This is a genomic window from Microbacterium terrae, from assembly GCF_017831975.1.
Classification (GTDB): domain Bacteria; phylum Actinomycetota; class Actinomycetes; order Actinomycetales; family Microbacteriaceae; genus Microbacterium; species Microbacterium terrae.
The window spans coordinates 3,066,943-3,089,914 of sequence record NZ_JAFDSS010000001.1; the positions used below are offsets into that span (position 1 = coordinate 3,066,943).

Here is a 22,972-nt window from a genome sequence, read left to right on the forward strand (position 1 = left end):
ACGTGTGAAACGTGAACGCGAGCGGGCGCGAACTAGACGGCGACGGGCGTCTGATCGACCGGAGCGACGTCCACCGACACCCGTAGCGTCGACTTCTTCGCCTTCGACCAGATGATGCCGCGCACCGGCGCGACATCGCCGTAGTCGCGGCCCCAGGCGACCGTGATGTAGCGGTCGTTCGCCCACTGGTCGTTGGTCGGATCGATCGCGAGCCACTCGTTCGAGGCGGGCAGCCACACTTCGAGCCACGCGTGCGAGGCGTCGGCGCCGACCACCCGCTCCTTGCCCGGCGGCGGCTGGGTCGCGAGGTACCCGCTGACATAGCGGGCCGCCAGCCCGTGCGAACGCAGGCAGGCGAGCGCGACGTGGGCGAAGTCCTGACACACCCCCGCGCGCTTGCGCATCGCGTCGGCGACGGTGCTGGTGACCGTCGTCGCCTTCGTGTCGTAGTCGAAGTCGCGATGGATGCGCCGCATGAGGTCGGTCGCGGCATCGCCGAGCGGGCGGCCGGGCAGCAGCGACTCCGCGCCGTAGGCCGCCGCTTCGGCGGTGTGGGTCACCCGCGGCGACTCGAGCGCGAACTCGGTGGCGGCCCAGCCGCCGGGTCCGGTGTCGCCTTCGAGCGGCCGGGCGACCTCCCACGGCATCGCGAGCGCCTCCTCGTCGTACTCCGGGGTGCGCACGGCCACCTGGCTCAACGCGTCGATCGTCAGCCGCGTGTGCGGGTCGGTGACGTGGAAGTAGGTGACCGAGTTGCCGTAGTAGTCGGTGTCGGGCGCGACGTCGGCGGGCAGGGGATCGACCGTCACCGCGTGCGACGAGACGCTCTGCCACGCCAGCGTGCGGGGGCGCAGGTGATGGATGCCGACGCTGTTGCCCACGGGCTTGTCGTAGGTGTACTCGGTGCGGTGCGAGAGCAGGTAGGTCTTCATGCGCGCGCCATCTCCTCGATGAGCGACAGCGACGACATCTGCATCGCGGGCGGGCCACCGGCGAAGTGCAGGTCGGCGATCGCCTCCGACAGCTGGCGCAGGTCGCGCGCGGTGGTGTCGAGGAATTCGGCGAGCGCGAGGCGTCGGCCCTCGGTCTCGGCCGCGAGCAGCGCCACGTCGACGCCGTCGAGCGTGCCCGCGAGCTCGTCGCGCAGCCGCTCCGGTCGGGTCGAGCCGGTGGAGTCGGGCAGTGCTGCCAGGTGCACCCGCAGCCGCTCGAGCGAGAACGCCAGCGAGCGCGGGTTGTCGAGGTCTTTCAGCAGCAGGTCGAACACGCTGCGCGTGCCGCCATAGCCGCGGTAGCGGCGGCGGTGGGTGACGAGACTCTCGGCGGCGAGCAGCACGCCGTCGAGCACGGCGCGGTCGGTGGCCGCGGCATCCGTCGACGTCGTCGTCGCATGGAGGAGCGTGCACAGCTGCAGCGACCGCTCGAGGTAGCGGCCCGCCGAGATCATGTGCCAGCCGCTGTCGCGGATCATGTTCGCCGTCACGCCGTGCAGCGACAGCACGCCGGTGAGCATGCGCTCGGCCGAATCCGCGATCTGGGGGCTGTGACGAGACTCCCGCACCGCGGCCTTCGCGCGGTCGGCGAGGCTGAACACGCGCCAGGTGTCGCCCGAGAGCTGGTCGCGCACCCCTTCGAGCGCTCCGCGCATGCGGGCGAGCGCGTGGGCGCCCGAGCCGAGGCGGTCATCGTCTAAGAGCAGGGAGCGCAGCTCGTCGTCGACGGCCAGCCAGCGGGTGCCGGCGAGGCGGTGGAGCACGTCGAGCAGCACCGCTCCGGCGAGGTCGCGGCCGCTGCCCGCCCGGTCGAAGTGGGCGTGGGTGGCGACCACGAGGCGCAGCAGGTCTTCGGCGCGCTCGGCGTACCGGCCGGCCCAGAACATGTCTTCCAGGGCACGCGGTGCGAGCGTGGGGATCGAGGGGATCATGTCGACCGGCGACGCGGCGGGGAGCCCCTGATCGGGTTCGGATGCGTCAGCCTTGAGCACCCAGACGTCTTTGGTGAGCGGCGATCCGTCGTGGTCCCACGTGGTCGCCATGCCGCCCGCGAGCGTGCGGTACGCCGAGCCGTGGCGCATGGTGAAGGCGCGCAGCGCGAGCGGCCGGGAGTGCGCGGAGCCGCGCCCCCACACCGGCGCGTGCGACAGCGGCAGCCGGCCGATGCCCACGTGGCGGTAGGGGTGGGCGAGGATGCGCGCGCGCAGCTCGTCGGGGGTGCCCGCGACCGCCGTGCCGTCGAGGGTGCGGATGATCACGCTTCCGTGGTCGTCACCCAGGCGCGCGAGCACCTCGGCGAGACCCTCGCGATCGCCGCACCACCACGCCGGTGCCGCCGGCAGCCGCAGCTGCTCGCCGAGCAGGCGCTCGCATGCGCCCGGCAGGAACGCCAGCAGGGCGGGGTTCTCGAGCACGCCGGCGCCGAGCCCGTTCACGACGTGCACGCGCCCGCGGCGCACGGCCTCGACGAGTCCGGCGATGCCGAGCCGCGAGTCGCCGCGCATCTCGAGCGGGTCGCACCACGTCGAGTCGACCCGTCGCAGGATCACGTCGACGCGGTCGACGGGCTTCGAGCGCGGCCAGCGCGGCGGCTGGATCCATACGCTCCCCTCGTGCACGACGAGGTCGCTGCCCTGCACCAGCGGGAAGCCGAGGTGATTCGCGATGTACGCCTGGTCGTACGCGGTCTCGGAGTGGGTGCCGGGCGACAGCACGACCACGCGGGGGTCGGTGTCGCCGGCGTCGGCGCTGCGCAGCAGGGCATCGCGGAACGCCGCGAAGTAGGGGGCGAGCCCGTGCAGATCGGCTTCCTGGTACAGCTCGGGCAGCAGGCTCGAGATCACCTGCCGGTTCTCCATGGCGTAGCCGAGGCCCGACGGCGCCTGCACGCGGTCGCTCAGCACCCGCCACTCGCCGTCGGCGTCGCGGCCGAGGTCGGTGGCGGTCATGAGGAGCGGATGCCGGTCGGCGATGCTCGGGCGGGCGATGGCGCGCACGAACCCGGGGTGCGCGACGACCGCCGCGGCGGGGATGACTCCGTCGGCGAGCAGCCGCTGGTCGCCGTAGAGGTCGGCCATGATCGCGTTCAGCAGCTCGGCCCGCTGGGCGAGACCCACTTCGAGCCGCGACCACGACGCCGCGTCGACCACGAGCGGGAACGGGTCGAGTCGCCACGGGCGGGTGCCCTCGCGGTGCGTGTATGTCACGCCGTCGTCGGCGAGCGCCGATGCGATCTCGGCGTCGACGCGATCCACCTCGGACGGCGTGAGGCTGAGCGTCGCAGCCGCCAGGGCCTTCCACGCCGGGCGCAGGGTGCCCTCGGGGCCGATCACCTCGTCGAAGCGCGCGGCCTCCCCCGCGTCGCCACCCGGAAGGGGCAGCGTCGCCTGGGTGAGGCTCGTCGCGTAATCGTGGAGGACGGTCACCGCGGGGGAACCCTCCGCAGATCGAGGGTGTGCGGGTAGTCGGTGGTCGCGGCGGCACGACCGGCCTCCCGCATCGCGGCGATGTCGAGGCGGCCCGGAGTGTGACCGTGCGGGGCGAACCGGGCGGCGCGGCGCGCCTCGGCCTCGTTCGCGTTCACCGGCGGGTGGTCGTACGAGCGTCCGCCCGGATGCACCACGTGATACGTCGCCCCGCCGAGCGAGGCCTCGGCCGCGGCATCCACCACGTCGAACACCAGCGGGGCGTGCACCGGGATCGACGGATGCAGGGCAGACCACGGCTGCCAGGCACGGTAGCGCACGCCGGCGTAGTACTCGCCGAGGTGCCCGGTCGGGGTGAGAGGCACAGGTACACCCTGACACGTCACGAGGTGCCGGGCCGCATCGACGCCTCGCACCCGCACCTGGATGCGCTCGACCGACGAGTCGACGTAGCGCGCCGTGCCGCCGGCCGTCGCCTCCTCGCCGAGCACGTGCCAGGGCTCGATCGCCTGACGCAGCTCGAGCTCGACGCCGTGCCCCGACGCCCCGCCGATACGGGTCATCCCGATGCGCGGGAAGCGGAACTCGACGAACGGATCGAGCCACGTCTCCTCGAACGCGATGCCGTGTGCGCGCAGGTCGGCCACGACCTCGGCGATGTCGGCAGCGGCGCCCTGCGGCAGCAGGAAGTCCTCGTGCAGGCGCGTGCCCCACCGCACGAGCGGCGCCGTGTACGGCTTCTCCCAGAACATCGCGACAAGGCTGCGCACGAGCAGCGCCTGCACGAGGGCGAGCTCGGGATGCGGCGGCATCTCGAACCCGCGCAGCTCGAGCAGGCCGAGCCGGCCGCGGCTGGAGTCGGGGCTGTACAGCTTGTCGATGCAGAACTCGGAGCGGTGGGTGTTGCCGGTCAGGTCGGTGAGCAGATGCCGCAGCGCCCGGTCGACGAGCCACGGCAGGGCGGTGGCGTCGGGGTCGTCGGTGACGGCCGCGAGGCGGTTCACCTCCTGCAGCGCGATCTCCATCTCGTAGACCGCTTCGGGGCGACCCTCGTCGAACCGGGGCGCCTGGCTCGTCGGCCCGATGAACCGACCTGAGAAGAGATAGGAGAGAGACGGATGCCGCTGCCAGTAGGCCACGAGCGACGCGAGCAGGTCGGGTCGGCGCAGCAGCGGGGAGTCGATCGGCTGCGTGCCGCCGAGGGTGATGTGGTTGCCGCCGCCGGTGCCGGTGTGGAGGCCGTCGAGGTCGAACTTCTCGGTGCTGAGGCGGCTGTGCCGCGCGTGCTCGTAGAGCGACAGGGTGAGGTCGCGCTGATCGGCCCACGATCCGGTCGGCTGCACGTTGACCTCGATGACCCCGGGGTCGGGGGTGACGACCAGCTGCGTGAGCCGCGCGTCGGGCGGCGGGCCGTAGCCCTCGAGAACGATCGGCACGCCGACGTCGCGGGCTGCCGTCTCGATCACGGTCAGCAGGTCGGCGTACGCCTCGAGCGTGGTGGTCGGCGGGAGGAAGACGAGCACGTGGCCGCCGCGCGCCTCGATCGCGAGCGCGGTGCGGGGCGCGTCCGCCGGGTCGACCACCGAGACGGAGGGGATGCCGGGGGCCAGTGTCGGCCCGGCTTCGACGTACGACGGCTCGCCCTGCTGCTCGGGGTCGGTCCACGAGACCGAGTCGAGCGGCAGCCGCAGCCCCACGGCGCTCGAGCCGGGGGTGAGCACCAGCCGCCCGCGGCGGAAGCGCCAGGCGGGGCTCGTCCAGGCGTGGTCGGTCGTGATCGGCAGCACCCATCCGGTGGGCTCGGCGACGGATGCGTCGAGCTCGGCGAGCGCCGCCTCGTCGAGGCCGTCGTCGTCGGGGGCCGGGCCGGCCGGCTTGCGCACCTCGGCGGCGAGCACCGCAAGCGGGTCTTCGAACGCCGGGATCAGCTGCTCGGGCGGGAGGCCCAGCACCTCGGTGATGCGGCGCGCGAGCGCCGCGGCGCGGGCCGCGGCATCCGGATGCTCTTCACCCGTCCACGGATCGGCGAACAGCTGCGGATCGTGCCAGAGCGGCACGCCGTCGGTGCGCCACTGCAGCGCGATGTTCCAGCGCGGCAGCGGCTCGCCGGGGTACCACTTGCCGTCGCCCCGGTGCACGGCTCCGCCCTGTGCGTACGCGGCACGGAGTCGCTCGGCGAGGCCGGTGGCGAGCTCGCGCTTGTGGGTGCCGTCGGCGGCGGTGTTCCACTCCGCGGCGGTGGCGTCGTCGAGCGCCACGAACGTCGGCTCGCCGCCCATCGTGAGGCGCACGTCGCCCGCGCGCAGGCGCTCGTCGACGGCTTCACCGAGCGCGTCGATGCGCTCCCACTGCTGCCCGGTGTACGGCTTGGTGGTGCGCGGGTCCTCGTGCACCCGGCGCACCTCGTTGCGGAAGTGGAACTGCACCTCGACCGGCGCCGTCGCCCCCTCGATCGGCGCGGCGGTGCTCGGATGCGGGGTGGCCGACAGCGGGATGTGCCCCTCGCCCGCGAACAGGGCGCTGGTGGCGTCGAGCCCGACCCAGCCCGCGCCGGGGATGAACACCTCGGCCCAGGCGTGCAGGTCGGTGAAGTCGGCTGTCGGACCGCTCGGCCCGTCGAGCGACGCCTGGTCTGCGGCCAGCTGCACGAGGTAGCCCGACACGAAGCGGGCAGCGAGCCCGTGCGCCCGCAGGAGCGCGACGAGCAGCCAGGCCGAGTCACGGCACGAGCCGATCGCACGGCTCAGCGTCTCGTCGGGCGACTGCACGCCCGGCTCCATGCGCACGTCGTACGCGACGGCGTCGTGCACCGACCGGTTGAGCGCCGAGAGGAACTGCACGGTCGGCACACCCTCCACCGGGAGCGGCGGCTGCGCCAGCATCCACGCCTTCGCCTCTGCGCTGTCGTCGACGGGCGCCATGTAGGGGGCGAGGTCGGCCTCGAGCTCGGGCGCGTAGGCGAACGGGAACCGCTCGGCGTACTCCTCGATGAAGAAGTCGAACGGGTTGATCACCATCATGTCGGCGACGAGGCCGACGGTGATCTCGAGGCGGCTCACCTTCTCGGGGAAGACGATGCGCGCCACCCAGTTGCCGAACGGATCCTGCTGCCAGTTGATGAAGTGGTTCTTCGGGCTGATCGCGAGCGAGTACGCCTCGATCGGCGTGCGCGAGTGCGGTGCGGGACGCAGGCGCACGAGATGCGGATGCACCGTCACCGGCTCGGCGAAGTCATAGCCGGTGTAATGCTCGAGCGCCACCTTGATCGACATGGGTCCAGGGTGGCGCATATCTGTTGCCGGGTGGTTACGTGTGACCGCACGGAACCGGATGCCGCTGGGCTCTGCGCGGTCGCCCGCCCGTAGATGACTCGAACAAATGTCCGAGCCTCATGCCATGATGGATCCATGGAAATAGAACCTGCAGACGACGCGACGGGTGACGTGCGTGCGGCCGAGAACGCGGCGCTCGTGCACCTGGCCGACTCGCTCGCCGCGTTGCAGTCGATGATCGCGACGCTGCAGGCGCAGGAGAACGTCATTCTCGTCGCTGCCCGCGACATCGCCGACCTGCAGTCGAAGCGGCTTCCGGCAGACTTCCGCAACCGCGAGATGCCGCTGCGCAACACCACCGCCGAGCTGGCAGCGGCGCTGCGGGTGAGCGACCGCGTCGTTCAGGCGCGCATGGCCGATGCCTGGACCATGGTGGCCCGCTTCCCCGCCACCCACACCGCCCTCGCCGAAGGACGCATCACCCGCACGCACGCGTCGGTGATCGTCGACGCGGGTGCGGCGATCGTCGACGACGACGCGCGTGGCAGGTATGAGCACACTGCCCTCGATCGCGCGCAGGGAGAGACTCCTGGCCGACTGCGCCCGATCGCGCGCAGCCTCGCCGCGCGCGCCGAGCCGACGTCGGCCGCCGAGCGGCATCGCCGCGCCCGTGGTCGCCGTGGCGTGTTCGTGCGCGACGTCGAAGACGGCATGGCCGAGGTGCTCGCGGTGGTGCCGTCGGTGATCGGGCACGGCATCCACGACAGACTCACCCAGATGGCGCACGAAGTGCGACAGGCGTCATCGCACGACGACGCTGCGACGCTCGAACTGTTCGACGACGACGGCACGCCGGCCGAGCGCGACGCGCGCACGATGGACCACCTGCGCGCCGACATCCTCGCCGACCTCGCGCTCGCGGGTGGTCCGCTCGCGGCCGGCGACGGGCTCGACGCGATCCGCGCGCGCGTGCAGGTGACGCTTCCGGTGCTGGCGCTCGCGGGGGTGCGCGACGACGGCGCAGAGCTCGCCGGGGCCGGCCCCATCGACGCCGAGACCGCCCGGCGCCTCGCCGGCGGGGCCACGAGCTGGACGCGGGTGATGACACATCCGGTCACCGGAGCCGTACTCGCTGTCGACGGGTATCGCCCGACTGCAGATCTGCAGCGCGCGCTGCGCGTGCGCGACGAGCACTGCCGCTTTCCGGGGTGCCGCCAGCCGGTGTGGCGCTGCGATATCGACCACAGCCACGACGCAGCGCTCGGCGGCGAGACCCGCGTCGACAATCTGGCCCACGTCTGTCGTCGGCATCACGTGCTGAAGCACTCGCAGCAGTGGAGGGTGCGCCATCTCGGAGGCGGATCGCTCGAATGGACCACGCCGGCCGGGCGCACCTACGTCGACGTGCCTTCGCCGACGCTGCGCTTCCTCCCGACCGATGTCCCCGACGGTGATCCGCCGCCGTATTGAGGTGCACACGACCCGCCCCTCGATGGCGGCGATCGATGACGGCAATCGACGACGGCAATCGACGACGGCGGAGCCCGGGAGTGGCCTGCTCCGCGGGGTCTCCACCGTCGTCCGTGCTCAGAGGGCGCTCGCGCACTGCCTCCGGTTCGCCCCGGCCCCGGGCAGTTCTCGGGCTTCGAGCTTTGCCACGCCGGGTCGACCTGTGTGGACCGGCCCGGTCATGCGTCGACCGGCCGGCCTACTTCGTATCGTCGGGAGCCGCCGGCTCGGCGGCATCAGTTCCCGCCTCAGCGCCGACGATCACGGCCACGTCATCCGTCGCTGCGGAATCGTCGGCCTCCCCGGCATCCGTCCCTGCCCCCTCGAGCAGCTGGGTCGGGATCAATCCCGTGCCCTCGGCGTCGGGGTGCACCAGGGCGACGGCGGCGGGGCCGCGCACCGCGTCGGACGCGTCGATGTGCGGGTCGGCTGCGCGCGCGGCGCGCATCTCCTCGGAGTTCAGCAGCAGATTCAGCAGGATCGCCACAATCGCGCCCGCCGAGATGCCCGAGTCGAAGATCAGCTGGAACCAGGTGGGGAACTCCTCGTAGATCGTCGGCGTCACCGTCGGCAGGAGCGCGATGCCCACTGAGATCGCCACGATGAGCACATTCTTGTTGTTGAAGCGCACCTTGGTCAGCGTCCGGATGCCCGACGCGGCCACCATGCCGAACAGCGCGATGCCGGCGCCGCCCAGCACCGCACGCGGCACGCCCTCGACCACCGCCGCCACCGCGGGGATGAGGCCGAGGACCACCAGGATCGCGCCGGCCATCGTCGCGACGAAGCGCGATCGCACACCGGTGAGCGAGACGAGCCCCACGTTCTGGGCGAACGCGGTGTACGGGAACGTGTTGAAGATGCCGCCGACAACGGTGCCGAGGCCGTCGGCGCGCAGGCCGTCGGCGAGCTGGCGACGCGTAACCGGCTTCTCGACGATCTCGCCGACGGCGATCATGTCGCCGGTCGTCTCGGTCATGATCACGATGCCGACGACGAGCATCGACAGGATCGAGAAGATCTCGAACTGCGGCAGACCGAAGTAGAAGGGGGTCACGATCGCGAACCACTGGGCGTCGGCCACGTGCGACCAGTCGACCATCCCGGGCACGAACAGGGCGGCGATCGTGCCGATCACGAGACCCAGCAGCACCGACACCCGCTGCAGCGCCGGCGGGGCGAACCGCTCGATCAGCACGATGACGAGCAGCGTGCCCATGGCGAAAGCCACGTTGATCGGCGGAGCGCCCGGGTGCTCCTCGGTCGCACCGGTCATGATCCACCCGGCTGCGACCCGCATGAGCGACAGGCCGATGATGAGGATGACGGTGCCGGTCACGATCGGCGGGAAGAAGCGGAGCAGCTGCGAGAAGAACGGTGCGATGAGGATCATGAAGACGCCGCACGCGATCACCGCGCCGAACACCGTCTGCACGCCGTGCTGCTGCCCGATCGCGATCATCGGACCCACCGCCGCGAAGGTCACGCCCTGCATGAGCGGCAGTCGCACTCCGAAACGCCAGAACCCGATGGACTGCACGATGGTGGCGAGCCCCGCGACGAAGAGATCGGCACTGATGAGGAAGGCGAGCTCCTCCGGCGAGAAGCCCAGCGCGCCGCCGACGATCAGGGGCACGGCGACCGCGCCGGCGTACATCGCGAGCACGTGCTGCAGGCCGAGGGGGAAGAGGCGGCCGAGCGGTGGAACCGCGTCGACGGAGTTCTCCATCGTGCGGCCCGTTCGGCCCGTGCGCGGTGACCGCGCCGCCTTGCCGGTGGTGGCCGTGTCGTCTGTCTTCGTCATGCGCGCGCTCCCTGAACCCGGAGCGGCGACCAGCGGATGCGCCCTGTCGCCGTTGGGTGAACCTACCCGCGCGCTTGCGTCGTCACCAGGGCGAGGCGAGTTTCGTCGCGGGGATTTCACCGCGCGAAACCGACCCGCAACACGGCGGCGGGCATCGCAGACCCTGCGTCAGGGAACGGGCACGCCGCCCGGTTCCGCCTCGGTCAGCACCAGCACCCCGGTCTCGTCGGCGCCGCAGAAGCGGGCGAAGGAGCCGAAGTACGAGTCGGCGTTCGACCCACCTGGCAGGTCGTCGACCTCGACCACCGCACCGATCGCGGCGACGGGGTCGCCGTCTCCGACCTCACCGGTCGCGAGCACGACCTCGTCGTCGTCCTGATGGGCGCCGTCGGGCCACACGATCCAGGCGCCGTCGGGATCCGACCCCGGCTCGTCGGCTCGCCAGGTGAAGCATCCGTTCGACTCCACCGCGACCGCGCCGTACAGCTGCTCCGCCGCCGTTCCGGCGATCTCCTCGGCGTCGGGCGGATCCAGCGTCGGCAGGCCGAATCCCGCGCGCGCACCGGGATCGCTGCACCCCGTCGCCGTCGCACAGACGACGAGACCGGCCAGCGCGATCGACAGTGCGCGGCGCACGGACATCAGGCTGTGAACACCGAGCACACGTCGCCGACCGCGGCGCGGCCGCCGAGCGCCTCGAGCTCCATCAGCACGGCGGTGCCGACCACCACGCCGCCGAGCGCTCCGACGAGCTCGTGCGCGGCGACGAGGGTTCCGCCCGTCGCGAGCACGTCGTCGACGAGCAGCACGCGGGTGCCGTCGGCGATGTCGTCGTGCGCTTCGATCGTCGCCGTGCCGTACTCGAGGGCGTAGTCGACGGATGCCGCGGGCCGCGGCAGCTTGCCCGCCTTGCGGATCGGCACGAGGCCCACGTCGGCGCGCATGGCGACGGCACCGGCGAGGAGGAAGCCGCGCGCCTCGACGCCGGCGACCACGTCGAACGTGCCCGCGAACGGCTCGATCATCGCGTCGATCACGGCGGTGAGCGCGGCGCCGTCGGCCAGCAGCGGCGTGATGTCGCGGAAGAGGATGCCCGGCTCGGGGTAGTCCGGGATCGTGCGGATGAGCGATTCGGCGCGTGCGAGGGCTTCGTTCACCCGCCAACCCTAACGCCGCGCGCGCCGCAGCCACGGGTCGAAGATGGTCGGACACGCGCCGCGGACACCGGAATGTAAGCGCTTGCAGTACCCTGGCCTCATGACTTCGCCCGAGACCGCTTCGCGCAACGATGCGACCATCACCACCGCGGGATCCGAATGGTGGCGCACCGCCGTCATCTACCAGATCTACCCCCGATCGTTCGCCGACGCAACAGGTGACGGCATCGGCGACCTCCCGGGCATCACCGCGCACCTCGACGATCTGCGCGATCTCGGCGTCGACGCCCTCTGGCTGAGCCCGTTCCAGCGCTCGCCCCAGAAGGACGCCGGGTACGACGTCTCGGACTACTGCGACGTCGATCCGCTGTTCGGTACCCTCGCCGACTTCGACGAGATGCTCGCCGGGGCGCACGCCCGCGGCATCCGTCTCATCGTCGACCTCGTGCCGAACCACTCGTCGGATCAGCACGTCTGGTTCCAGGAGGCGCTCGCCTCCCCCGCCGGCAGCGACGCCCGCGCCCGCTACATCTTCCGCGACGGCAAGGGCACGAGCGGCGAGCTGCCGCCCAACAACTGGGAGTCGGTCTTCGGCGGCCCCGCGTGGAGCCGCATCACCGAGGCCGACGGCACCCCCGGCCAGTGGTACCTGCACATCTTCGACTCGTCGCAGCCCGACTTCGACTGGACCAACCCCGAGGTGCGCGAGGAGTTCCGCCGGGTGCTGCGGTTCTGGCTCGACCGCGGTGTCGACGGCTTCCGCGTCGACGTCGCCCACGGCATGATCAAGGCCGACGGCCTGCCCGACTACCTGCCCGACCCCGAGGCCGGCTCGATGGGCGGCGAGGCCGCCGACGTTCCGTACTGGGGCCAGGACGGCGTGCACGACATCTACCGCGACTGGCGACTGCTGCTCGAGGAGTACGACGGCGACCGGGCGCTCTGCGCCGAAGCATGGCTGCCGACGCTCGAGAAGACGGCACGGTGGGTGCGGCCCGACGAGATGCACCAGGCGTTCAACTTCATCTACCTCGAGACGCCGTGGGATGCCGCCGCCCAGCGCGCGGTGATCGACGAGTCGATCGCCGCGTTCGGCGCGGTCGGCGCCCCGAGCACCTGGGTGCTCTCGAACCACGACGTCGTGCGGCACGCGTCGCGTCTCGCGCTCACCGCCGAGAACCCCCAGGGCGCCGGCATCGGGCCGGACTCCCCCGGCCTGCCGATCCCCGAGGTGGGCCTCCGCCGCGCTCGCGCCGCGACCACCCTCATGCTGTCGCTGCCGGGCTCGTCGTACCTGTACCAGGGTGAGGAGCTCGGCCTGCCCGAGGTCATCGACATCCCGGGCGACGCCCGTCAGGACCCCACCTGGTTCCGCACGAACGGCGAGCGCTACGGACGCGACGGATGCCGCGTTCCGCTGCCGTGGGAGTCGGATGCCCCGGCCTACGGGTTCAGCGACACCGGTGCGACGTGGCTGCCCCAGCCCGCGGAGTGGGCGACGCTCGCGCGCGACGTGCAGGTCGCAGACCCCGCGTCGACGCTCTCGCTCTACCGCACGCTGATCGCGCTGCGTCGCGAGCACGGCCTCGGTGCCGGCTCGATCGTGTGGCTCGACGGCTTCGGCGACGACGTCGTGGCGCTGCGCAACGGCGCGGTGACCGTTCTCGCGAACATCGGCGAGAAGCCCGTCGCGGTCCCCGCCGGCACGGTGCTCGCCGCGAGCGGCCCTCTCGCCGACGGCGCACTCCCCGTCGACACGACAGTCTGGATCGCCGCCGCGTGACGCGCGCGGATCGGGCCACGACGTGGTGAGCATCGATGAGGTCGCGAGGGTCGCCGGAGTGTCGACCGCGACGGTCTCGCGCGCGCTGAGCGGGCGCGGGCACGTCTCGCTCGCCGCGAAGACCAAGGTGCAGGCGGCGGCGAAGGGCCTCGGCTACGTCGTGTCGGCGTCGGCGTCGAGTCTCGCGTCGGGCCGCACCCGCAACATCGGCGTGCTGGTGCCGTTCCTCGACCGCTGGTTCTTCTCGACGGTGCTGAGCGGCATCGCGTCGGCACTGATGCGCCGCGGGTACGACATCACGCTGTACGCCCTGTCGGCCGACCGCGACGAGCGTCGCGACGTGTTCGACACGTTCCTGCGCCGCCAGCGCGTCGACGGCGTGATCGCGATCTCGCTCGAACTCGGCGAGGACGAGACCGGGCGCCTGCTCGAGCTCGGCATGCCCGTCATCGCCATCGGCGGCCCCAATCCGAGGCTCACCACCCTCACCGTCGACGACCTCGCGGTCGCGCGCCTCGCCACCGAGCACCTCCTCACGCTCGGGCACCGCGACATCGCCCACATCGGGGCGAGCCCTGAGTTCGACGTCGACTTCCACGTGCCGACGCACCGCCGGCAGGGGTTCGAACAGGCGCTCTCCGACGCCGGCATCGAGGTGCGCCCCTCGCTGTTCGAGCCTGCGGACTTCACGATCGAGGGCGGGTTCCGCGCGGCGAAGCAGCTGCTCGGCAAGCCCGGGGGCCGGCCGACCGCGATCTTCGCGGCATCCGACGAGATGGCGATCGGAGCGCTGCTGGCCGCCCGAGAGCTCGGCTACCGCGTTCCCGAAGACCTGTCGGTCGTCGGCATCGACGGTCACGAGCTCGGCGAGTTCTTCCGCCTCACCACGGTCGACCAGTTCCCGCAGGGGCAGGGCGAGCGCGCCGCCGACGCGATCCTGGCCGAGCTCGAGGCGAAGGACGCCCACGCCGAGCCTGCCGCGCACGAGCCGGGCGAGCTCCCGTACGACCTGATCGTGCGCGGCTCGACCGCGCGACTCCTCGCCTGAGCAGGCTTTTCGTCTCGCTGCGCTCGCTCAACGAGCGGGGAATCGGTCGTTGAGCGAGGACGCGCAGCGACCGAGACGAAACGCCCCGACCACGCGGCGGGCCCCGGCTAGGCTCGACCGCATGACCCTCGCCTGAACGGGCGTTTCGTCTCGCTGCGCTCGCTCAACGAGCGGGGAATCGGTCGTTGAGCGAGGACGCGCAGCGACCGAGACGAAACGCCCCGACCACGCGACAGGCCCCGGCTAGGCTCAACCGCCCGACTCCTCGCCTGAGCAGGCGTTTCGTCTCGCTGCGCTCGCTCAACGAGCGGAGAATCGGTCGTTGAGCGAGGACGCGCAGCGACCGAGACGAAACGCCCCGACCACGCGACAGGCCCCGGCTAGGCTCAACCGCCCGACTCCTCGCCTGAGCAGGCGTTTCGTCTCGCTGCGCTCGCTCAACGAGCGGAGAATCGGTCGTTGAGCGAGGACGCGCAGCGCCCGAGACGAAACGCCCCGACCACGCGACAGGCCCCGGCTAGGCTCGACCGCATGACCCTCGACCTCGAAGCGCTCTACATCGATCTGCACCGTCACCCCGAGCTGTCGTTCCAGGAGACGCGCACGGCGGGGGTCATCGCGCATAGCCTCACCGACCTCGGCATCGAGTTCGAAGAGGGCGTCGGCAAGACCGGCGTCGCCGCCGTGATCCGAAACGGCGAGGGCCCGGTCGTGTGGCTGCGCGCCGACATGGACGCCCTCCCCGTGCCCGAGCAGACCGGCCTCGACTACGCGAGCACCGCCCGGGGCACCGACCCCGCCGGCACCGATGTGCCCGTCATGCACGCGTGCGGGCACGACATGCACGTGAGCTCGCTGCTGGGGGCGCTCGAGCGGCTCGTCGCGACGAAGAGCGAGTGGAGCGGCACCGTCGTGGCGGTGTTCCAGCCCGCCGAGGAGTACGGCGCCGGCTCGCAGGCGATGATCGCCGATGGCGTGCTCGACCGGTTCCCGCGGCCCGACATCGTGCTCGGCCAGCACGTGACCCCGCTTCCCGCGGGCACCATCGGCGTGCGTAGCGGCACGCAGATGGCGGCATCCGACGGCCTCACCGTCACCCTGCTCGGCCGCGGCGGCCACGGCTCCCGGCCGCAGGCGACGATCGACCCGATCGTCATGGCGGCCGCGACGGTGATGCGACTGCAGACGGTGGTCTCGCGCGAGGTCGACCCGCGCGACGTGGCGGTGGTGACGGTCGGCTCGATCCACGCCGGACTCAAGAACAACATCATCCCCGCCGAGGCGAAGCTCGAGCTCAGCCTCCGCTACCCCGACGACGAGGCGCGCGCCCGTGTGCTCGAGAAGGTGGAGCGCATCGTGCGCGCCGAGGCGCTCGCCTCGGGCGCCGAGGAGCCGCCGGTGATCGTCACCGACCACTCGCTCCCGCCGACGATCAACGACGTCGATGCGACCGCCCGCCTCACCGCCGCGTTCGACAGGGCGTTCGGCGCCGGCACCGTCATCGATCCCGGCATGTTCACCGGCAGCGAGGACGTCTCGTGGTTCGCCCGCGAGGCCGGCGTTCCGCTGGTGTTCTGGTTCTGGGGCGGCGTCGACCCCGCGGCTTTCGCGGCAGCGAAGGCGGCGGGCACCGTCGAGCGCGACATCCCGACCAACCACTCGCCGTTCTTCGCACCCCTGCTGCAGCCGACGCTCGCGAACGGCGTCGAGAACCTCGTTGTCGCTGCGCGCGAGTTCCTCACCGACGCCCCCGCCTGAGCCGGACGCCTCCGCCCGAGCCGGGCGCTCCCGCCCGACCCGAACGGTCGGCCGAGCCGGGGGCCGCCCTCAGTCATCCGAGGGAGCGACGACCGGCTCGCGCGCATCGACGAGGCGCTGACCCGAGATCACCCCGGGCAGTCCGCGGCGGTCGGGTGTCGTGAGCACGACGATCACCGATGCGACGGCGAACAGCGCCGCGACGAATCCCCAGAGCGTCGGCAGCGCGATGAGCACGAGGTATCCGCCGATGCCGCCCGCCCACCGCAGGAACCGGGCGATCGGCACGAAGATCGGCCCTCCCTCGTACCGCAGCCGCACCGCGTGGTCGCCCACGGTGGCGCCCGTGGTGACGGTGACCACGAACCACACGACGATCGCGGTGACGTCGCCCACCGTCTCGGCCGCACTGCCGTCGCGGACGGCATCCGTCGCCCCGAGGGCGTTCAGCACCGCCTGCACGATCACCATCACCGAGAACGCGGTGAGCCAGGCGCCCAGCACATCGCACACCATCGCGAGGTACTTGCGGGCACGGGTGACCGGCTGCGGAGAGGTGGTGTCGGCACCGGGCACGAAGCCGCGATGACGGCTGGGCACGGCCAGGGCGATCAGCGATCCGATGACCGCGCCCGCGGTGTTCGTGAGCAGGTCGTCGACGTCGAACTCCCGATACGCGCAGGGGTAGAACCCCCACATGCCGGTCAGCTGGGCCGTCTCGACGAGGAGCGACAGGCCGAGACCGACGAGGAGCGCGGTCAGGATGCCCCGGCCCGTGAGCACGCGCAGGAAGAAGCCCAGCGGCAGGAAGAGCAGCACGTTGAGCAGCAGCTGCAGCACGAGGGGATCGGCCAGGAAGAGCCCGGGCCGCATGAGCGCACCGCGCAGGGCGCCGACGAAGGCGAAGAGCTCGAACCGCGGCGATGCGCACACCATCGTCTCGCGGTCGGGCAGCGGCAGAAGGGTGTACGCCAGGATGGCGACGAGCGACACCAGGGCACCGGCCCACAGCGCGAACCGGGCGAACCCGAAGCCGCCGGTGCGCCGGTAGCTCCACGCGATGAACGGCACGAAGACGGCGATCGCCACGACCGCGCTCAGACCGACCGCGGTGAAGCCGAGCATCACCGGCGCACCCATGCGGCGAGTCTTCCAGACCCGGCGCACCCTGCCCACGCGGATCTGTTCCGGACCCGCCCGCTGCGGCCGTATGGATTCCGTGAGGATGGGCTTCCGGATGCGTCCGCGGCGCTCGCACGCGCGTAGCATCACCCGCCGTGACGAATGATTCCCGTGAGGTCAGCGACGAGCCGCCTTTGGCGAAACGCCTGATCATCGGCGAGCCGCTGACCTCGGAAGCCCTCGACGAGCAGCTGCTCCCGAAGCGCCGCGCGCTGCCGATCTTCGCGTCCGACGCGCTCAGCTCGGTGGCGTACGCGCCGCAGGAGCTGCTGATGATCCTGCTCATCGGCGGCACCGCGTTCCTGGCGCTCAGCCCCTGGGTCGCCGCGGGCGTCGTGCTGCTGCTGATCGTGGTCGTCGTCAGCTATCGCCAGCTCATCAAGGCATACCCGTCGGGCGGCGGCGACTACGAGGTCGCGCGCACGAACCTCGGCGAGGTGCCCGGCGTGGTCGTGGCATCCGCCCTCCTCGTCGACTACGTGCTGACCGTCGCGGTGTCGGTCGCCTCGGGCGTCGACAACATCATCTCCGCCATCCCCGGACTCGACCCGGCCCGCATCGAGCTGGCCGTCGGCTTCGTCATCCTGATCATCGTCGTGAACCTGCGGGGCGTGCGTGAGGCGTCGTTCGCGTTCGCGATCCCCACCTACGTCTTCATCGGCTCGGTCGCCGTCATGATCGTCGCGGGCCTCGTGCGCACCGCGCTCGGCGACCCGCCCGTCGCCTCGAGCGCGGAGTACGCGGTGCAGGGCGAAGAGCTCACGCAGGCCGCGATGATCCTGCTCGTTCTGCGCGCGTTCTCGTCCGGATGCTCCGCCCTCACCGGCGTCGAGGCCGTGTCGAACGGCGTGCCCGCGTTCCGCAGGCCCAAGGTGCGCAACGCCCAGTCGACGCTCTCGCTCATGGGCGGCATCGCGATCCTGCTGTTCGCCGGCCTCACCGCGATCGGCCTCATCTCGGGCGTGCACTACGCCGAGAACGCGTGCCACCTCATCGGCTTCGACTGCAGTCAGCCGCAGCCGAGCCTCATGGCTCAGGTGGCCGCGGCCACGTTCGGCGCCGGGTCGATCCCGTTCTTCATCATCCAGGCGGCGACCGCGTGCGTGCTGCTGCTCGCCGCCAACACCGCGTTCAACGGCTTCCCGCTGCTCGGCTCGGTGCTCGCCCGCGACGGCTACGCCCCGAAGGCGATGAACACGCGCGGCGACCGGCTCGTCTACTCGAACGGCATGATCCTGCTCGGCATCGGCGCGATCGTCGTGCTCGTCGTGTTCCGCGCGAACCTGACCACGCTCATCCAGCTGTACATCATCGGCGTGTTCGTGTCGTTCTCACTCGGGCAGATCGGCATGGTGCGCCACTGGAAGCGTGTGCTGCGCGACCTCGCGAAGCTGCCGACGGATGCCGCGGCCCAGGTCTCGGCATCCGTCGAGCGGCGCTCGGCGTACAAGGGGCTCGTGATCAACACGCTCGGAGCGGCGATGACCGTCTTCGTGCTGCTGATCGTGACGATCACGAAGTTCACCCACGGCGCCTGGCTCGTGTTCATCGCGATCCCGGTGCTCGCGGTGCTCATGGTCGGCGTGCACCGCTACTACCGCGACGTTGAGCACGAGATCGCCGTCGACGACGCGACCCACTTCGGGTCCGAGGGCGACCTCGCCATCGTGCTGGTGAACCGCCTGCAGAAGCCGGTGATCAAGGCGATCGACTACGCCCTCGCGGCACGCCACGACAAGACCATCGCCGTGCACGTCGCGGTGAGCGAGGCCGAAGTGCTCGAACTGCAGCGCCAGTGGGCGGAGCACCGCATCCCGATGAAGCTCGTGATCATCGATTCGCCGTACCGCTCCTACGCGTCGCCTGTTGCGAAGTTCATCAAGCACTACCGCGAGCAGCACGGGTCGTCGGTGGTGACCGTGTACCTGCCGCAGTACATCGTGGGCCACTGGTGGGAGTCGCTGCTGCACAACCGGCGCTCGCGGCGCATCGCGCAGCAGCTGATGCTCGTGCACGGCGTCTCGATCACGCTGGTGCCGTGGCTGCTCGATTCGACCGAGCTGATCTACGGCCGGCGCTCGCGCCCGCTCCCGGGCGACGAGCGGGCGGGGCGCCCGGCGCCGCCGATCGAGCGGCACGGACGCAGGGTGAGCAGACCTGCGGGCCCGCCGACCCAGACAGAGTCCGCCGAGACGCCGACGCCCGCCGGAGTATGACCCGAGCCTGACCCGGCTTCGGGCACGGGGCGGAGCGATCCGAAGGGTCGCACCCCTCCGCCCCGGCGGACGTGCGGGACGAAGGGGTGCGGATCGTGCTCGGGTTCAGCCTGCGTACGTCTCGAACTCCGCCACGCGCGGGGTGGCGGTCGAGCCCGTGATCTCGAAGTTGATCTTCTTCAGCGTCGTGGATGCGAACGACGCGGTTCCGGCGCTCGTGCCGGAGGCCAGCACCGCGCCGGTGTCGTTGTTCACGACGCGCCACGAGGTGATGTTGCCGACGGCTCCGGATGCTTCGCGGATGACGACCTTCGACACGGTCTTCGCCGAGTCCCACTTCACCGAGATGCGCCCGGTGCTGCCCGACGGCGACCAGTAGGTGGTCGCGGATCCGTCGATGGCGCTGCCGTACGACGTGCCGCCGCCCTTGCCCGACCCGTCAGCGCCCGCGCCGAGGCTGAGGTTCGTGCCGGTGGGAGGCGTCGTGGGAGTGGGTGTCGGCGTGGAGGTCGGAGTCGTCGTCGGCGTCGGGGTCGTGGTCGCCGTCGGCTCCGGGTCGGGGTTCTGCGGGGTGCACGAGCCGTCCGACACCTTCAGGCCGGTGTTCGCGCCCGCCGTCGCCGCGACGACGCTCGGCACGCAGTTCGCGGCATCCGCCGTGAACGCGTACGGGATCGACACCGACGTCGTCGACGTGGGGTTCGGTCCAGCCGGGTTGTAGTCGTCGCCATTGGCCGGCGACCAGGTCACGTTGTCGAAGATGTTGCCGCTGACCTGCCAGGTTCCGGCCTGGTCGGTGTAGAAGGTGCCCAGCACGTCCTTCGAGTCCTCGAAGTAGTTGCTGTCGACCCGCGCCTGAGCTCCCGCGCGCGAGTTGATGCCCGACTCGTTGAGGCTCACGTAGTGGTTGTTGTACATGTGCGCGATGCCGCCGCGCAGGAGCGGCGCACGCGAGTCGATGTTCTCGTACAGGTTGTGGTGGAACGTCACGAACCCGTTCGCGCGGTCGCTCTCACTCGAGCCGATGAGCCCGCCGCGGCCGGAGTTGCGCAGGATGCTGTACGACAGCGTCACGTACTTCGTGTCGGCCTTCATGTCGAAGAGACCGTCGAAGCCCTCGGACTCGCCGCCCGACGCCTCGAGCGTCGTGTGGTCGACCCACACGTTGCGCACGCTGCTCTCCATGCTGATCGCGTCGCCGCCGTTGGAGGTCGGCGATCCCGACTTCTTGACGTTCCGCACGGTCACGTTCTGCACGATGATGTTCTCGGCCTCGCGGATGTGGATGCCGATCTCGTCGAAGACCGCACCCGAGCCGACGCCGATGATCGACACGTTGCTGATCTGCTTGAGCTCGATCACCCCGGCGGCGGTGTTGCAGCTGCCCGACACCTTCGCGGTGTTGCCGGGGGTGATCCGCCCTTCGACCTGGATGGTGATGGGCGTGGTGTCGGTCGCGCGGGCGCACAGCGCCGCGTGGATCTCGGTTCCGGTCGTCGCGCGCACCACTGCGCCTCCGGCGCCGCCGGTCGTGCCGCCGTTCTGCGTGGCGAACCCGGTGGCTCCGTCGGTCGCCGCGTGGGCTGCGGGCAGGCTGACTCCCATGATCGCTCCGGCTGCCACCAGGGCTCCGGCCGCGGTGGCGGCGATCGTTCTGCGGACGTTCGTTCTCTTCATCGCTCTTCCTTCTCACCATTGAGTGGGCACTCGACATCGAGTGCGTCCTTCTCGGCGTCCGCTCCGAGAAAGCGCTTTCTCAGCCATGATAGGAGGTGGATGCGTCTGGCGGCAAGCCCTTTCCCGCGAGGTGTGAGGAATCTCATCGACACCCGGCGGGTGCGCCCGACCGCCCGGGGCGCCGCCATCGCGCGTAGCCTGGAAGGGTGAGTTCCCCTGCGTCCGTCCTCGATCTCGCTGCGATCCGCGCCGACTTCCCCCTGCTCGCCGAGCAGGTGAACGGGCAGCCGCTCGTCTACCTCGACTCGGGCGCCACCAGCCAGAAGCCGCAGGCGGTCATCGACGCCGAGGTGGCCTTCCTGACCCGATCGAACGCGGCAGTCCACCGCGGCGCGCACACGCTCGCGGCCGAGGCCACCGAGCTGTTCGAAGACGCCCGCGCCGCCGTCGCCGGCTTCGTCGGCGCCCAGCCCGAACAGCTGGTGTGGACGAGCGGAGCGACCGCCGGACTCAACCTCGTCGCCTACGCGATCGGCAACGCCTCGGTCGGTCGCGGGGCCCCGGCGAGCGCCCGCTTCGCGCTTGGGCAGGGCGACGAGATCGTGATCACCGAGACCGAGCACCACGCCAACCTCATCCCCTGGCAGGAGCTCGCCGCCCGTACCGGCGCGGTGCTTCGCCACATCCCCGTTCGCGACGACGGCACGCTCGACCTCGAGGTCGCGGCATCCGTCATCGGCGAACGCACGCGCATCGTCGCGTTCACGCACGTGTCGAACGTGCTCGGCATCGTGAACCCGGTCGGTGAGCTCATCGCGCTCGCGCAGAAGGTCGGTGCGGTGACGGTGATGGATGCCTGCCAGTCGGCGCCGCACCTGCCGCTCGATCTGCCGGCGCTGGGCGTCGACCTCGCCGTCTTCTCGGGCCACAAGATGCTCGGGCCGTACGCGATCGGCGGACTGTACGGACGCAGCGACGTGCTCGAGGCGCTCCCGCCGTTCCTCACCGGCGGATCGATGATCACCACCGTCACGCTCGAGAAGGCCGACTACCTGCCTCCGCCGCAGCGGTTCGAGGCGGGGACCCAGCCGGTGTCGCAGGCCGTCGCCCTCGCGGCGGCGGTGCGCTACCTCGACGCGGTGGGCATGCCGGCGGTGCACGCGCACGAGAAGGCGCTCGAGCAGCGCATGGGCGAGGGACTGCGCTCGATCCCGGGCATCCGCCTGCTCGGCGACCCCTCGACAGGCTCGGGGACCACGACCGGTTCGGGGGCCACGGGTGTCGAGCGCGTGGGTCTGTGGGCCTTCGACGTCGACGGGGTGCACGCGCACGACGTCGGCCAGTTCCTCGATGCCCGCGGTGTCGCCGTGCGCGTCGGCCACCACTGCGCCCAGCCGCTGCACCGCCGATTCGGCCTCACCGCGTCGGTGCGCGCCTCGGCCGCCGTCTACAACACCGAGGCCGATGTCGACACGTTCCTCGACGCCGTCTCGGGTGTGCGCGCGTTCTTCGGGGCCGGCGCATGAGCGGGCTCGAATCGCTCTACCAGGAGCTCATCCTCGACCACTCGAAGCGCCCGCACGGCAAGGGTCTCGCCGACGACGAGGGCCGCACCGCCACGTCGTACCAGCGCAACCCGATCTGCGGAGACGAGATCACCCTGCGCGTGCGGGTCACCGACGACGGTTCGGCCGTGAGCGAGATCACGTGGGACGGGGCGGGATGCTCCATCTCACAGGCATCCGCATCGATGCTGGTCGCGCTGGTCGAAGAGGACGGCGGTGACGACGGACTCGGCCGCGAGGCGGCATCCGCCCTCGTCGACGGCTTCCGTGAGGCGCTGCGCTCGCGCGGCACCATCCCGCTCGACGAGGAGACCTTCGGCGACGCAGCCGCACTGTCGGGGGTGTCGAAGTACACCGCCCGGGTGAAGTGCGCGATGCTCGCCTGGGTCGCCTTCGAAGACGCCCTCGCCCGGGCCTGAACCGGGCTCCTCCGGAAGCGCGCGATCCCGGGCCCGACCCCGGGACGCGACCGTAGGGGCTCCGTGAGGGAGTGGGCCGAGGGCGTTTCCATTTCGTGAGGACGCCCGCGACACCACCCCGCGCAGGGTTGCATCGGATGTCGAACCCCGCCTCTCCGGCGGGG

Annotated in this window: 15 protein-coding genes; 7 read left to right on the forward strand and 8 right to left on the reverse strand. The window is 71.3% G+C overall.

Features of this window, described 5'->3' with window-relative positions:
• Positions 1-32: 32 nt before the first annotated feature.
• The 3 genes from JOD63_RS14020 to JOD63_RS14030 are packed head-to-tail and all read right to left on the reverse strand — an operon-like array spanning position 33 to position 6,690.
• Positions 33-932, reverse strand: a complete 900-nt coding sequence (locus JOD63_RS14020; protein WP_045276715.1) for a transglutaminase-like domain-containing protein — start codon at positions 930-932, stop codon at positions 33-35.
• Entirely contained in the window at positions 929-3,418 is a 2,490-nt protein-coding gene (locus JOD63_RS14025) for a circularly permuted type 2 ATP-grasp protein (RefSeq protein WP_045276714.1), read from the reverse strand. Before JOD63_RS14025 ends, JOD63_RS14020 begins: the two co-directional genes overlap by 4 nt.
• Positions 3,415-6,690, reverse strand: a complete 3,276-nt coding sequence (locus JOD63_RS14030) for a transglutaminase family protein (RefSeq protein WP_045276713.1) — start codon at positions 6,688-6,690, stop codon at positions 3,415-3,417. The genes JOD63_RS14025 and JOD63_RS14030 overlap by 4 nt, the downstream gene beginning before the upstream one ends.
• A gap of 135 nt (positions 6,691-6,825) precedes the next feature.
• Here JOD63_RS14030 and JOD63_RS14035 point away from each other — a divergent pair, with 135 nt between their 5' ends.
• Positions 6,826-8,160, forward strand: coding sequence for an HNH endonuclease signature motif containing protein (locus JOD63_RS14035; protein WP_045276712.1), 1,335 nt, complete (start codon positions 6,826-6,828; stop codon positions 8,158-8,160).
• Positions 8,161-8,398: 238 nt separating this feature from the next.
• On the opposite strand, the gene JOD63_RS14040 is transcribed toward JOD63_RS14035, so the two are convergent.
• The 3 genes from JOD63_RS14040 to JOD63_RS14050 form a co-directional block, all read right to left on the reverse strand.
• The gene (locus JOD63_RS14040; RefSeq protein ID WP_084613685.1) at positions 8,399-10,003 is read right to left on the reverse strand and encodes a nucleobase:cation symporter-2 family protein; all 1,605 of its coding nucleotides are present in this window, start codon (positions 10,001-10,003) and stop codon (positions 8,399-8,401) included.
• A gap of 168 nt (positions 10,004-10,171) precedes the next feature.
• Positions 10,172-10,639 carry a hypothetical protein gene (locus tag JOD63_RS14045; protein ID WP_157004044.1) on the reverse strand — a complete coding sequence of 156 codons (468 nt, stop codon included), beginning with the start codon at positions 10,637-10,639 and terminating at the stop codon, positions 10,172-10,174.
• A 5-nt stretch (positions 10,640-10,644) separates the two neighbouring features.
• Complete coding sequence (locus JOD63_RS14050; RefSeq protein WP_045276709.1) at positions 10,645-11,160, reverse strand: adenine phosphoribosyltransferase; 516 nt, start codon at positions 11,158-11,160, stop codon at positions 10,645-10,647.
• A 100-nt stretch (positions 11,161-11,260) separates the two neighbouring features.
• Here JOD63_RS14050 and JOD63_RS14055 point away from each other — a divergent pair, with 100 nt between their 5' ends.
• The 3 genes from JOD63_RS14055 to JOD63_RS14065 all read left to right on the forward strand — a co-directional run bounded on the left by JOD63_RS14055 (position 11,261) and on the right by JOD63_RS14065 (position 15,749).
• Entirely contained in the window at positions 11,261-12,943 is a 1,683-nt protein-coding gene (locus JOD63_RS14055) for a glycoside hydrolase family 13 protein (protein WP_045276708.1), read from the forward strand.
• 22 nt (positions 12,944-12,965) lie between these two features.
• The gene (locus JOD63_RS14060) at positions 12,966-13,991 is read left to right on the forward strand and encodes a LacI family DNA-binding transcriptional regulator (protein WP_045276707.1); all 1,026 of its coding nucleotides are present in this window, start codon (positions 12,966-12,968) and stop codon (positions 13,989-13,991) included.
• Between the two features lie 531 nt (positions 13,992-14,522).
• The gene (locus tag JOD63_RS14065; RefSeq protein ID WP_045276706.1) at positions 14,523-15,749 is read left to right on the forward strand and encodes an amidohydrolase; all 1,227 of its coding nucleotides are present in this window, start codon (positions 14,523-14,525) and stop codon (positions 15,747-15,749) included.
• A gap of 69 nt (positions 15,750-15,818) precedes the next feature.
• On the opposite strand, the gene JOD63_RS14070 is transcribed toward JOD63_RS14065, so the two are convergent.
• Entirely contained in the window at positions 15,819-16,889 is a 1,071-nt protein-coding gene (locus JOD63_RS14070; RefSeq protein WP_045276705.1) for a VanZ family protein, read from the reverse strand.
• Positions 16,890-17,026: 137 nt separating this feature from the next.
• Between JOD63_RS14070 and JOD63_RS14075 the strand changes: the two genes are divergently transcribed.
• Positions 17,027-19,147, forward strand: a complete 2,121-nt coding sequence (locus JOD63_RS14075; RefSeq protein WP_052682601.1) for an APC family permease — start codon at positions 17,027-17,029, stop codon at positions 19,145-19,147.
• 105 nt (positions 19,148-19,252) lie between these two features.
• Here the strand turns inward: JOD63_RS14075 and JOD63_RS14080 are convergent, their stop codons facing one another.
• Entirely contained in the window at positions 19,253-20,824 is a 1,572-nt protein-coding gene (locus JOD63_RS14080; protein ID WP_045276703.1) for a pectate lyase family protein, read from the reverse strand.
• A 206-nt stretch (positions 20,825-21,030) separates the two neighbouring features.
• Here JOD63_RS14080 and JOD63_RS14085 point away from each other — a divergent pair, with 206 nt between their 5' ends.
• Positions 21,031-22,350 carry a SufS family cysteine desulfurase gene (locus JOD63_RS14085; protein ID WP_045276702.1) on the forward strand — a complete coding sequence of 440 codons (1,320 nt, stop codon included), beginning with the start codon at positions 21,031-21,033 and terminating at the stop codon, positions 22,348-22,350.
• Positions 22,347-22,808: a Fe-S cluster assembly sulfur transfer protein SufU gene (sufU, locus tag JOD63_RS14090; RefSeq protein WP_045276701.1), complete on the forward strand. Its 462-nt coding sequence runs from the start codon at positions 22,347-22,349 to the stop codon at positions 22,806-22,808. The genes JOD63_RS14085 and sufU overlap by 4 nt, the downstream gene beginning before the upstream one ends.
• Positions 22,809-22,972: the final 164 nt, after the last annotated feature.